This window comes from Arthrobacter sp. MYb227 (assembly GCF_002975435.1).
In the GTDB taxonomy this organism is placed as follows: domain Bacteria; phylum Actinomycetota; class Actinomycetes; order Actinomycetales; family Micrococcaceae; genus Paeniglutamicibacter.
Window position 1 is genome coordinate 471,935 of sequence record NZ_PCPT01000002.1, and the last position, 13,505, is coordinate 485,439.

Sequence of the window (13,505 nt, forward strand, 5' to 3'; positions counted from 1 at the left end):
CCGGGCTCATCCCCGCAGACGCGGGGAGCACCGCGGGAAGGTTGTTCTGTGGCACCCCATATTGGGCTCATCCCCGCAGACGCGGGGAGCACAGCAATCTCAATCTGTTCACGAACACGGTCAAGGGCTCATCCCCGCAGACGCGGGGAGCACTTCAGGATCAAGCAACGCCGCAGCCGCAAATTGGGCTCATCCCCGCAGACGCGGGGAGCACCCACGGCTCACCCTCAATAGTTAGGGTGCGTACGGCTCATCCCCGCAGACGCGGGGAGCACCGGCCTTTTTATTGCCCAAACGTGTGTGCCGTGGGCTCATCCCCGCAGACGCGGGGAGCACCGGCCTTTTTATTGCCCAAACGTGTGTGCCGTGGGCTCATCCCCGCAGACGCGGGGAGCACCGGCCTTTTTATTGCCCAAACGTGTGTGCCGTGGGCTCATCCCCGCAGACGCGGGGAGCACAATCTGCGACGCCAGCACTTGAACCCGCAGCGGGGCTCATCCCCGCAGACGCGGGGAGCACTTTTGCGATGTTTTCGGCGAGGCCAGGTTCTCGGGCTCATCCCCGCAGACGCGGGGAGCACTGAGCATCAAGTACCGCACTGATTGGGCATGGGGGCTCATCCCCGCAGACGCGGGGAGCACATAGAGGGTGTTGCGTAGCTTCGCGGGAATTAGGGCTCATCCCCGCAGACGCGGGGAGCACGGTGCATCGAATTCCATGGCGATCATGTAGGCGGGCTCATCCCCGCAGACGCGGGGAGCACACTAACAAAACTGCCATCAGAGTTAAAGGGTGGGGCTCATCCCCGCAGACGCGGGGAGCACAAGCAGAGAGACGCGTTGACGAATGCGTAGCAGGGCTCATCCCCGCAGACGCGGGGAGCACGAGCCCTTCGCAAAGGCTTCATGTGCGGTAGCGGGCTCATCCCCGCAGACGCGGGGAGCACTAGTGCCACACCAGACGAATTGGCGTTCGTATGGGCTCATCCCCGCAGACGCGGGGAGCACCCCTCAAAGATGCTTTTGCCTATGGCGCCCACGGGGCTCATCCCCGCAGACGCGGGGAGCACCCATGATGTGCCGGAACTGACTGCGGGATGCTGGGCTCATCCCCGCAGACGCGGGGAGCACATCGTGTAACGCTCGGCCGGCATAAACGAAATGGGCTCATCCCCGCAGACGCGGGGAGCACCGATGGTGAAGATGACTTCTTGGCGCAGGGTTGGGCTCATCCCCGCAGACGCGGGGAGCACGCTTCCTTCCCGGCTACTCGTCGCGCCGCTTAGGGCTCATCCCCGCAGACGCGGGGAGCACGCCCCAGCGGGCGCGCCCTGCACCGTGGGAGGGGGCTCATCCCCGCAGACGCGGGGAGCACCCATGAGTACTGAACACACCACGGACTATGCGGGGCTCATCCCCGCAGACGCGGGGAGCACGCTGAGTTGGCTGAGGTGAAGCCTGCCGCGTCGGGCTCATCCCCGCAGACGCGGGGAGCACGCGGTCAAGAGTGCATTGACTTTGCCGAATCTGGGCTCATCCCCGCAGACGCGGGGAGCACTCACTGCCCGATACGGGGCACGGTGTAACGCGGGGCTCATCCCCGCAGACGCGGGGAGCACTCACTGCCCGATACGGGGCACGGTGTAACGCGGGGCTCATCCCCGCAGACGCGGGGAGCACTTGGGTGGCGAGGTTGCCAACGGGATAGCTGGGGGCTCATCCCCGCAGACGCGGGGAGCACTCAAGATTGTGCTCAGTGGATCAAATATCAGTGGGCTCATCCCCGCAGACGCGGGGAGCACCGGTTCCCAAAGAAACGCTCAGCTTCACCGGGGGGCTCATCCCCGCAGACGCGGGGAGCACGAGGTTGACGCTCGTTTGCCGAAGATTCCGGTGGGCTCATCCCCGCAGACGCGGGGAGCACTTACATGTCAGCGATTGGCATGCAGGGCGCACGGGCTCATCCCCGCAGACGCGGGGAGCACAATATCCCGGTGGGGCTTTTGATGGTCGGATCGGGCTCATCCCCGCAGACGCGGGGAGCACCGGCGGCATGCCATAGTTCCACAACTGTCATTGGGCTCATCCCCGCAGACGCGGGGAGCACGGGGATACCCGGTCTGCGGACTCTGAAGAAGTGGGCTCATCCCCGCAGACGCGGGGAGCACTCGTCCCACTGGTAGATCGCACGGCCAGCAGTGGGCTCATCCCCGCAGACGCGGGGAGCACCTGCCGCTCATTGGTATCTTCACCGCTGCCGCGGGCTCATCCCCGCAGACGCGGGGAGCACCCCGTGCTTGTTAGCGAGCTTGTAACGCGCCAGGGCTCATCCCCGCAGACGCGGGGAGCACAGTCACACGCGGAATCATGCGCGTAAAGGCGTGGGCTCATCCCCGCAGACGCGGGGAGCACGCACTTCAGTACCCGATTATGGGCCTGAAGCTGGGCTCATCCCCGCAGACGCGGGGAGCACTTGATGACGGTGCTTGGAAGGATGTTTCCCCTGGGCTCATCCCCGCAGACGCGGGGAGCACTTTCGGGAGGATAAATATGGGGGCCAGGCCCAGGGCTCATCCCCGCAGACGCGGGGAGCACTCAAGTAAAGCTGGGCTGGGTCGGAATTCTTTGGGCTCATCCCCGCAGACGCGGGGAGCACACAAGCTCCGTAAGAAGGGCTTCACAGCAGCAGGGCTCATCCCCGCAGACGCGGGGAGCACTCAAGTAAAGCTGGGCTGGGTCGGAATTCTTTGGGCTCATCCCCGCAGACGCGGGGAGCACACAAGCTCCGTAAGAAGGGCTTCACAGCAGCAGGGCTCATCCCCGCAGACGCGGGGAGCACCTGTGTGCTTTTGCGGGCGGTATGGGCTGTACGGGCTCATCCCCGCAGACGCGGGGAGCACGAGTTTGTAACTGATTCGGCCGCAGACAATGAGGGCTCATCCCCGCAGACGCGGGGAGCACTTGGCCGCGGGCTTGGGCGAGGTGGAGTGCGAGGGCTCATCCCCGCAGACGCGGGGAGCACTGGTTTCTCGGTGTTCAGCGAGTACGGCGAGGGGGCTCATCCCCGCAGACGCGGGGAGCACATCTCCCCGAACTCCTCGACCAGCGTCCAGACGGGCTCATCCCCGCAGACGCGGGGAGCACATTGAGTGCGTCGAGATGCTCGGCTTCAAGTTGGGCTCATCCCCGCAGACGCGGGGAGCACTCTGTGATTGAAGCAGCGGAAGCATTGGGGTGGGGCTCATCCCCGCAGACGCGGGGAGCACGGGTTGTGGCGTCCTTCCGATTGGGTGTCCGGGGGCTCATCCCCGCAGACGCGGGGAGCACAGTGTAGACGCGGGGCTTTTCACAGCCGTAGCGGGCTCATCCCCGCAGACGCGGGGAGCACGCCGTCTCCGGCGGTCTAGCCACGGTCGTGCGGGGCTCATCCCCGCAGACGCGGGGAGCACGTATCTACCTCCCGCAAGGACCGGTTACCGCAGGGCTCATCCCCGCAGACGCGGGGAGCACATCGGCGATCTCCGGGAAAGAGATACCCAAGTGGGCTCATCCCCGCAGACGCGGGGAGCACTGATTGTGGTGACGCAGGATGCGCCGGGCAATGGGCTCATCCCCGCAGACGCGGGGAGCACCCGATGTCCCCGGCTACGGCTGGTTACGAAAAGGGCTCATCCCCGCAGACGCGGGGAGCACATATTACTTTCGTCAAAAACACCGATCCGCGAGGGCTCATCCCCGCAGACGCGGGGAGCACGGTTTCTGGCCTCGCGCCCACACAGCGTGTTTGGGCTCATCCCCGCAGACGCGGGGAGCACCGCTTGAATACTCAGGAAATACCCCCATTTATGGGCTCATCCCCGCAGACGCGGGGAGCACACGCCTAACCCGGACGCTAACCCGCATCACCCGGGCTCATCCCCGCAGACGCGGGGAGCACAGATCATCTCTCCACCGCACAGAGGACCAAGGGGGCTCATCCCCGCAGACGCGGGGAGCACGTGGTGCGGGTTGAGCCTCGTACCGGGCGGCAGGGCTCATCCCCGCAGACGCGGGGAGCACCTAAACAACGCCGTAACCGGTCTAACCGATATGGGCTCATCCCCGCAGACGCGGGGAGCACGTCGCCTTGACACGCATCTTCGGGGTGCCAACGGGCTCATCCCCGCAGACGCGGGGAGCACCAATGACACTAGCCTGGTTGGTGAAGGTATGGGGGCTCATCCCCGCAGACGCGGGGAGCACATGCCATTGGCCCTACCACGTAAATTGGCACGGGGCTCATCCCCGCAGACGCGGGGAGCACCGGGCTAGTCGCGGTCGTCATCGCCAGCGTGAGGGCTCATCCCCGCAGACGCGGGGAGCACTAGTGTTATTGTCTTTATCGAGTCCAGCCGTCGGGCTCATCCCCGCAGACGCGGGGAGCACTCCGGTGTGGGTGTCTTGCCCGTCAATATGATGGGCTCATCCCCGCAGACGCGGGGAGCACTTAATGAAGGTGAGCTTGCACGGCTCATGGCCGGGCTCATCCCCGCAGACGCGGGGAGCACCCAAAGACCACCAAGGGAACTCGCACCATCACGGGCTCATCCCCGCAGACGCGGGGAGCACCTGGCCTGAAATTAGTCAACGTATTCTCCTTGGGGCTCATCCCCGCAGACGCGGGGAGCACTGAATTCTTCGGTGAACCGTGGGGCGACGGGTGGGCTCATCCCCGCAGACGCGGGGAGCACAGCGGGGTGATGCCCTTTGCTGGGGCGATGTAGGGCTCATCCCCGCAGACGCGGGGAGCACACGCCTTACCATCCGCGTCTTCGGGATCGATCGGGCTCATCCCCGCAGACGCGGGGAGCACATATCGGTGACTGTCAGCTCCCACCGGTTGGAGGGCTCATCCCCGCAGACGCGGGGAGCACATCTAATGGCACCCACGTCAAGCTCCGTTGTTGGGCTCATCCCCGCAGACGCGGGGAGCACCAGCTGTAAAAGTTCTGGAATGTCCATATTCTGGGCTCATCCCCGCAGACGCGGGGAGCACCACTTCATGATCAACCGCGTTGGTCTCACCACGGGCTCATCCCCGCAGACGCGGGGAGCACTTGTCCCAAGATTTGGCGTCAGCCAAGCAACGGGGCTCATCCCCGCAGACGCGGGGAGCACCGGTGGCGCTGTCACGGTTTGGTGCTTTGAGAGGGCTCATCCCCGCAGACGCGGGGAGCACACCAATCCAGCCCGATCAACGCCGGTCACCGGGGGCTCATCCCCGCAGACGCGGGGAGCACGGTTCAAGGGGCGCGCGTTGGGTTGTGGGAAGGGGCTCATCCCCGCAGACGCGGGGAGCACTCTTGGTGATGACCTTGATGCTGTCCCGGTATGGGCTCATCCCCGCAGACGCGGGGAGCACCATGCCCGAAGACAGCGTTGTCGGAACCGAGATGGGCTCATCCCCGCAGACGCGGGGAGCACCTCATGCCGCAATCTCTCCAAGGTTGATACCTGGGCTCATCCCCGCAGACGCGGGGAGCACAATCCGATTCAGGCTCACGAAGGTATCGGCGGGGGCTCATCCCCGCAGACGCGGGGAGCACTCGACCCTGCCCCGTGTACTCCGAGGCAGAGAGGGCTCATCCCCGCAGACGCGGGGAGCACCTTCCGGAGTCAGGCCCTCGTTTGGATCTGTGGGGCTCATCCCCGCAGACGCGGGGAGCACTTCGATAACTGGTTTTTCAATCGCCCTCAGCTGGGCTCATCCCCGCAGACGCGGGGAGCACTTCTGGCTTCGAGACTTCGTGGTCAAGCCGGTGGGCTCATCCCCGCAGACGCGGGGAGCACGCTATTGCTTCGATGGTGGAGCTGTCGTCTGCGGGCTCATCCCCGCAGACGCGGGGAGCACCAGTAGCCTTATCCGGTGCCACAACGGTTACAGGGCTCATCCCCGCAGACGCGGGGAGCACTTGTAGCTTGCCTTTATTTTGTGGCGAGGCTTGGGCTCATCCCCGCAGACGCGGGGAGCACCACTTTTTGGTGCGTCCACTGGAGCTAGGTCAGGGCTCATCCCCGCAGACGCGGGGAGCACGTGTGCCGATGTGCAGGCCGCCTCCATGGCGCGGGCTCATCCCCGCAGACGCGGGGAGCACCCTTTTCTTGATCGGTTCAGGGGCATCCACCAGGGCTCATCCCCGCAGACGCGGGGAGCACTCGCAAGACGCAGCGCTGGCTCCGGGTCCATAGGGCTCATCCCCGCAGACGCGGGGAGCACCCCTCCGATGCTTGCCGAGGTTGCTCCGGGTCGGGCTCATCCCCGCAGACGCGGGGAGCACAAATTCTCAAGACGCAATCTAAGCTTGGCCCAGGGCTCATCCCCGCAGACGCGGGGAGCACTCTAGTTGACTAGGGAAAATACGCCCAAATCAACAAACCGCAATCAGTTTATCTGCACTCGCCGACCAGAAGAACCTGGTAAAGGCGGTGGTGCCCAAGCTCACCGCCCATACCCTAGACATGCATGGGAGAATGGAAGAGATGACTTCCGCCGATAATTCCCAGCAGACCGTTCCCGCTTCCGTCGAGCCCACCGCCGCGGACATAAAAGCCCGCCGCGCCGCCCAAGCGGCGCAGGCCGCGGCTCAGGGTGCCCAGCAAATGCGCATCTCCGAATCCCGTGCCAAGGCCGAGGGGCGTGCACAGGTTCGCCCCACAGCCGAAGGCTGGAAGCAGGCAATGGGCGATGACGGTCGTCCGCAGCTGCAATTTTCCGCCAAGAAGCGCGTTTCGCAGCCACCGGTACACCTCGCGGACCTTACATTGGCCGAGCGTGCGGACAAGCTCAAGGAATTGGGCCTGCCCGGATTCCGCGCCAAGCAGCTCTCGGTGCACTACTTCCAGCATTACACCACCGATCCCGAGCTGATGAGTGACCTGCCCAAGGATCGCCGCGCCGAGATCGCCGAAGTCATGTTCCCCAAGCTCTTGACCGAGGTCAAGCGCCTGGCAACCGACGACGGCCGCACCATCAAGTTCCTCTGGCGTCTCTTTGACGGCTCGTTGGTCGAATCGGTCTTGATGCGTTACAGCAACCGCATCACCCTGTGCATTTCCTCCCAGTGTGGCTGTGGCATGAACTGCCCGTTCTGCGCCACCGGCCAAGCCGGATTGACCCGTAACATGTCTACCGCGGAAATCTTGGACCAAATCGTCCAGGCCAACCGCGTGATCGTCGAAGGTGGTCTGGGTGGCCAGAAGCACCCCGAAGAGCGCGTGGGCAACATCGTATTTATGGGCATGGGTGAGCCGCTGGCCAACTACAAGCGCGTCATCAACGCCGTGCGTCGCATGGTTGCCGAAGCCCCCGAGGGCCTGGGCATGAGCGCCCGTGGCATCACGGTATCCACCGTGGGCCTGGTGCCGGCAATTAACAAGCTGGCCGAGGAAAATATCCCGGTCACCTTTGCACTCTCGCTGCACGCCCCGGATGACGAGCTGCGCGATGAAATGATCCCGGTGAATTCTAAGTGGAAGGTCGACGAGGCAATTGATGCCGCGTTCAACTACTACGTAAAGACCGGTCGTCGCGTTTCCATCGAGTACGCCTTGATCAAGGACATGAACGATCACGGCTGGCGTGCGGACATGCTGGCCCGCAAGCTCAACGCGCGTGGCCGTGGCTGGGTACACGTGAACCCGATCCCGCTGAACCCGACCCCGGGCTCGGTGTGGACTTCCTCGGAACCCGACGTCACCGCCGAGTTCATTGACCGTTTGGAAACCGCCGGCGTTCCTACCACGTTGCGCGATACTCGGGGCAAGGAAATTGACGGCGCCTGCGGTCAGCTGGCCGCAGCCGAATAATCTCACGTACTTCACCTAGACTCGAAGGCATCCCATATAGGGGTGCCTTCGAGTTTTTATGGAGAGTTTTCACATGTCGCTAGCGGATCCGTTCTTCCTTGATAAATCAGATACCGGCAGCTGGAAGGCGCTGAACGGCCTTTCAGTGAAAGTCAAAGAAGCCAGCGAGGCGGCAGGTCTTGAAACCAAACTCATTGAATTGCTGAACATTCGGATTTCGCAACTCAATGGCTGCTCATTCTGCCTTGATATGCACACTCGTCTGGCGCTGGAGGCCGGCGAAAGTGTGCAGCGCATTGCCGTTCTGACGACCTGGCGCGAAACCGAGTTGTTCACCGATCTGGAAGCCGCGGCACTCTCCGTTGCCGAGGCTACAACCGCGCTGCCGGATACCGAGACTCGTATTGCCGAGCTCGCCGCCTCACGTCTGGTGCTTGATGATGCGCAGTTCTCTGCCATCCAGTGGGCAGCAATCGCCATGAACGCATTCAACCGCGTATCTATTCTTTCGCAGCACCCGGTGCGCGCTCGCAAGAGCTGAATTCCGTGGGTACTTCGCCTAGTTCGGAGCAAAACCACTGACTAAAAAATAGATCTAAATGATGGGTATCTGCAAGTGTGTGGATACCCATCTTTGCTTGTATGGACTTCTGGGTCTTATCCATGCTCATGCGGTTCCTCGGAGAAATCATCTCGCCCAAGCACGCTCCATGTTTTCCGTGCCGGGCCCGTTGTACTTTGGATTTTTTGGGGTCAAGGGGGCCCAAACGCAGGTCTATTGCTGGCATGTATGTACAAGGTGACGGCCTAGCACCCTCACATTTGCCACTTTTGATGTTCTACAGTCCATAACCTGCAGTTAACCTTCGGACACCCTTTGATTCTTTTTGGCTACCTAATGTCTGTGATGAGCGCGGGAAAATATGCCCCCCTGCGCCACACAGACTTCGCAAAAGGAACCAACACCGTGTCAACTCGCGCCAAGCTTTCCGCAGCCGCCCTCGCCCTGGCGGCCTCCACTCTTCTTGCCGGCTGTGCAAGTTCCGCCCCGGGCAATGCCCAGACTCCGGAAGCCGCAGCCGGCTTCGCCAAGGATTCTTCAACCTTGGTCTTCGGTGTAGTTCCCGACTCGGTAGACACCGAGACCAACTACCGCCCACTGATGGACTACCTAGAGATCAAGACCGGTAAGACCGTCGAATACCACGAGTCGACCGACTACGCAGCCCTGATCGAGGCCTCTGTGGCTGGCAAGATCGATGTGGCATCCTTCTCCGGATTCACCTACATCACCGCCACCAACAACGGCGCCAAGCTCACCCCGGTCTCCTCGATCGTCACCAAGGAAGGCCAAGAGCCGGGCTACTACTCGCAGGCAATCGTCCCGGTTGACTCGGAGATTAGCGCGGTTGCCGATTTCAAGGGTAAGAAGGTCTGCTTCGTTGACCCGTCTTCCACCTCCGGCTACCTCTTCCCCTCCTACAACCTGGGCAAGGAAGGTATCGATGTGAAGACCGATATCACCACGGTCTTCGCCGGTAAGCACGACGTCTCGGTCACCAAGACCGCAGAAGGCAAGGAATGCGAGGTTGGCTTCGCCGAAGACAGCGAAGTGGAGAAGAACGACAAGGTCAAGGTCGTGGGTGAAACCATGGTTCCGGGCGCCCCGATCGTTGTCTCGCAGAACCTCCCGGCCGATCTGAGCACCGAAGTTGCCGGCCTGCTCAAGGAACTTTCTATCGATGAAATTGCTGCCGCCGGTGTCAAGGGCGCAGATTCCGAGGGCTTCAAGGCAGTCTTCTTCGAAACCAAGCCGGTAGATGACGCCTACTACAACACCATTCGCGACATCTGCAAGAGCACCAACGCCAGCCAGTGCCAGTAACTAGCTACATCAAGAACTAGCTACCAAGCCAACGCCGACGCGGAAAACCAAGGGAAAAGAACGTGAACACACAGTACGCAGTCAAGACCAGCAACCTGACAAAAATCTATGGAGATAAGAAGGCCCTGGCCGGGGTCGACCTAGAAGTCATGCCGGGAGAAATGGTAGTGCTGCTGGGCCTGTCGGGTTCCGGAAAATCAACCTTCCTGCGCCACATCGACGCACTCGAACGCCCCACCGGTGGAGAGGTTCAGGTGCTGGGTACCGACCTGTCCAAGCTTTCGGGCCGTGGATTGCGTCAGCTGCGTTCCAAGGTGGGGTTCGTGTTCCAGCAATTCGAGCTGGTTCCCTCACTCACGGCACTGGAAAATGTGCTCACCGGTGCGCTCTCCACGCTGCGTGGGCCACGTTTGGGACTTGCCATGTACCCGCGTCGGCTTCGGCTTAAAGCTCTCGAAACTCTTGAACGTGTAGGTCTGTTGGAATGGGCCTACGAACGTGCAGATACGCTTTCCGGTGGTCAGCAACAGCGCGTGGCAATCGCTCGTGCGCTGATGCAGGAACCCGAAATCCTGCTGGCCGATGAGCCGGTGGCCTCGCTTGACCCGGAATCCAGCATTGTGGTCATGGACCTGATGAAGGAAATCGCCGCCGAGCGTAACCTGACGGTGCTCTGCTCGCTACATCAGGTGGACCTTGCGTTGTCCTGGGCCGATCGCATCGTCGGTCTGCGCCACGGCTCGGTGGTACTCGATACCCCGACCGCCGGCTTGAGTCGCGAATCGGTCATGGAAATCTACGGCCAGCTGGCCCCGGTCCCGGAAGCCGCAATTTCCGATCTTGAAAATGAACTAAAGAAGGCGGCCGACGCCCGCAACCAGTCACTCGCCGCATCCGGAGCTGCATCCTAAATGAGCATGGCAACACCCCTCAAAACCGCAGGAAAACTCGATCTTCGCTCCGGCTCCCTGCCCAAGCCGGCCCCCGAACGCACGGCGGTGGCACTGACCCTGCTGACAATTTTTGCGGTATCGCTGATCTCCTTGTGGCAGTCGGGCATCTCGATCACCTCGATGATCGGTTCGGCAGATAACGCCCAACGTTTCTTGGCTCGGGTGGGAACCGTCAGCTTCCCACCCGCGGCCGAACTCATCGAACTCACGCTCTTCACCCTGGGACTGGTGCTGACCGGCACGCTACTGGCGGCAGCGCTTTCGGTTCCGGTTGCCTACATCGCCGCGGCAAACACCACCCCAGGCGGGGCTTGGCAGGCACTGGGCCGCTTCATGACCGTGATCACCCGCGCAATTCCCGACGTCGTCTTTGCCATGGTCTTCATCTTGGTCTTCTCCATCGGAGCACTGCCAGGCATCCTGGCCATTGGTTTGCACTCCATTGGCATGATTTCCAAGCTCTTCGCCGATGCCATCGAACAGATCGACGAGGGACCACGCCTGGCCATTCGGGCCTCCGGTGGAACCAAAGCCCAGGAATTCTTCGGCGGCATTCTGCCCCAGGTTCTGCCCTCCTGGATTGCCACGGTGCTACATCGCAACGACATCAACCTGCGCGGCTCGGTCATCCTGGGCTACGTCGGTGTCATGGGTCTAGGGCTGGAAATGTCCTACGCCTTCAAATCCCTGAACTACTCGCTGGGCGTTGGCATCGCGATCGTGATGTTCGTGCTCTGTGTGGCCATGGAACTCATTTCCGGTGCGGTCCGCAAGGTCCTGCTGGGCCAAGGAACCAGCAAGGCGCGCACCGGCAAGAAGACCGCCATTGCGATGACGGTAAATTCCAAGCGCCCCTGGACCGCAGACCGCGTACGCAACCTCGTATGGGGTTGGGGCGCCGTAGCCATCGCCCTGGGTGGCGTCTGGGTCTCGAACATCAACTGGAGCGATCTAGTGACCGTATGGCCGAAACTCCCGGCCATCATGGCGCAGTTCTTCCCACCAAACTTTGGCTCCTATGATTTTGCTACCATGGCCATGGCCATGGGCAAGACCCTCTCCATCGCTCTTGCGGCAATGGTTTTGGCCTTGGGTGTCTCGATCATCATTGGTTCGTTCGCGGCGCGCAACGTTGCTCCAACCCCCGGGATCCGTACCGGTTCACGCTTTGGACTGGTGATTATCCGCGGCGTTCCCGAAGTCATCCTGGCGATTCTGCTGATTGTGGTGACGGGTCTGGGCAGCCAAGCCGGCATAATTGCCCTGGCCTTCGGCGGCATTGGTCTGCTGGGCAAGCTGATTGCCGACTCCGTTGAGGAAGTGAACCCCGGACCGCAGAAGGCACTGATTGCCACCGGTGCTAGCCGTCTGCAGACCTACTTCTCGGCAACCCTGCCGCAAAGCGCTCGAGCCATGGTGGGACACACCTTCTACCTGTTGGATACCAACATTCGTGCCGCAACTATTCTGGGCATCGTGGGCGGCGGTGGCATCGGTTACTACCTGCTCAACGCGGGTCAGGGCTCGAACTACCCGCTTGTCACCTCGATCGTCATCATGATCCTGTTGACGGTGCTAGCGGTTGAAGGTTTGGCCATGTGGGTCCGTAAGGTCTTGCGCTAAATCTGGGCAGTCTCACGAAACACAAAACCTGCAGGGCTCTTCCCCTGTCAGTTTCCCCCTTTATGAACCAAGGTCACTCGAAAGCTCATGAGATCCATTCTGAACTTTGTTCCAACCCCGCTGGCCATGGCCTGGCAGGGGCCCGGTCAGCCGCACCAGGTCATCGCTGTGCCGCATGTGCAGTTAGAAGCCGGGGACGCACTTGTTGAAATCGAATACGCAACCATCTGCGGATCGGATATTCATACGGCCTCCGGACATCGGAGTGCAACAGCGCCCCTGGTCTTAGGACATGAACAAGTGGGGCGAGTGGTTGCCACCACCGATGAAGCGGTTCTCAGTGATGGAACTCCATTGGTTGTGGGGGATCGGGTGATCTGGGGAGTGATTGTCAGCTGCGGGCAGTGCTCGCTATGCCTGCGTGGCTTGAACCAAAAATGTGAGGCCTTGCGCAAATACGGACACGAGAAATTGGGCCGTGGCTGGGAACTCAATGGTGGGTTCGCTACCCATGCGCATATCTTGTCAGGAACTGCCATAACAAAAGTTTCCGAACAGATCCCTGCACCGATTCTTGCCCCGGTTTCCTGTGCCACGGCAACGGCTGCAGCAGCACTGCGCACTTCACGAGAACTGACGCCTATGACGGGTAAAACGGTTGTAGTTTCGGGAGCCGGGATGGTGGGGCTTGCGATCATTGCGATGGCAGTTTCCCAAGGCGCCATTGTAGTAGCCCTTGACCCACATGTGGAGCGTCGAAAGCTAGCGGTGAAATTTGGGGCACTGATCGCGCTAGATCCCATCACCGAGCCGCTGGCACCGGCACTGAGCCAGGCGGGACTTGAAGCTCCACTGATCAGTTTTGAGGCATCAGGTGCTCCGGGCGCCGTGAAATCCTCGATCAGTATGCTGGGCATCGGTGGGGTGGCGGTTCTTGTTGGAAGCGTCAGTCCATCACCGGAGGTTGGAATTGATCCAGAAGCAGTGGTTCGTAAGCTACTGAAGATTGTGGGGGTACACAACTACCTGACACAGGATCTTGAAGCAGCGACTTCCTTCATGGAAAACTCGTGGAACACGCTGCCCTTTGCCGACCTCGTCGGTCCTTCCCTTCCGCTCTCCAAGCTTGATGAAGCCATCGAGGTTGCCAAAAGTGGAGCGGACGTCCGCGTGGGAATCCACCCCGACCCCGCCTAAACT

The 13,505-nt window shown here is 61.7% G+C and carries 6 protein-coding genes and 1 CRISPR repeat array (1 of these 7 cut by a window edge); all 6 genes read left to right on the forward strand.

What is annotated here, in order from left to right; translation table 11 throughout:
- Nucleotides 1–6,377: direct repeats of the CRISPR family, unit length 29 nt; unit sequence GGGCTCATCCCCGCAGACGCGGGGAGCAC (it extends 300 nt beyond the left edge of the window).
- 261 nt (nucleotides 6,378–6,638) lie between these two features.
- Nucleotides 6,639–7,844, forward strand: coding sequence for a 23S rRNA (adenine(2503)-C(2))-methyltransferase RlmN (gene rlmN, locus CQ018_RS06045; RefSeq protein ID WP_258142441.1), 1,206 nt, complete (start codon nucleotides 6,639–6,641; stop codon nucleotides 7,842–7,844).
- A 73-nt stretch (nucleotides 7,845–7,917) separates the two neighbouring features.
- Nucleotides 7,918–8,385 carry a carboxymuconolactone decarboxylase family protein gene (locus CQ018_RS06050; protein WP_105549082.1) on the forward strand — a complete coding sequence of 156 codons (468 nt, stop codon included), beginning with the start codon at nucleotides 7,918–7,920 and terminating at the stop codon, nucleotides 8,383–8,385.
- Between the two features lie 426 nt (nucleotides 8,386–8,811).
- Nucleotides 8,812–9,729: a phosphate/phosphite/phosphonate ABC transporter substrate-binding protein gene (locus CQ018_RS06055; RefSeq protein ID WP_258142413.1), complete on the forward strand. Its 918-nt coding sequence runs from the start codon at nucleotides 8,812–8,814 to the stop codon at nucleotides 9,727–9,729.
- Between the two features lie 62 nt (nucleotides 9,730–9,791).
- Nucleotides 9,792–10,640, forward strand: coding sequence for a phosphonate ABC transporter ATP-binding protein (gene phnC, locus CQ018_RS06060; RefSeq protein ID WP_105549084.1), 849 nt, complete (start codon nucleotides 9,792–9,794; stop codon nucleotides 10,638–10,640).
- Nucleotides 10,641–12,305 (forward strand): ABC transporter permease, encoded by a 1,665-nt coding sequence (locus tag CQ018_RS06065; RefSeq protein WP_105549085.1) that lies wholly within the window; start codon nucleotides 10,641–10,643, stop codon nucleotides 12,303–12,305.
- Nucleotides 12,306–12,392: 87 nt separating this feature from the next.
- Entirely contained in the window at nucleotides 12,393–13,502 is a 1,110-nt protein-coding gene (locus tag CQ018_RS06070) for a zinc-binding dehydrogenase (protein ID WP_105549086.1), read from the forward strand.
- Nucleotides 13,503–13,505: the final 3 nt, after the last annotated feature.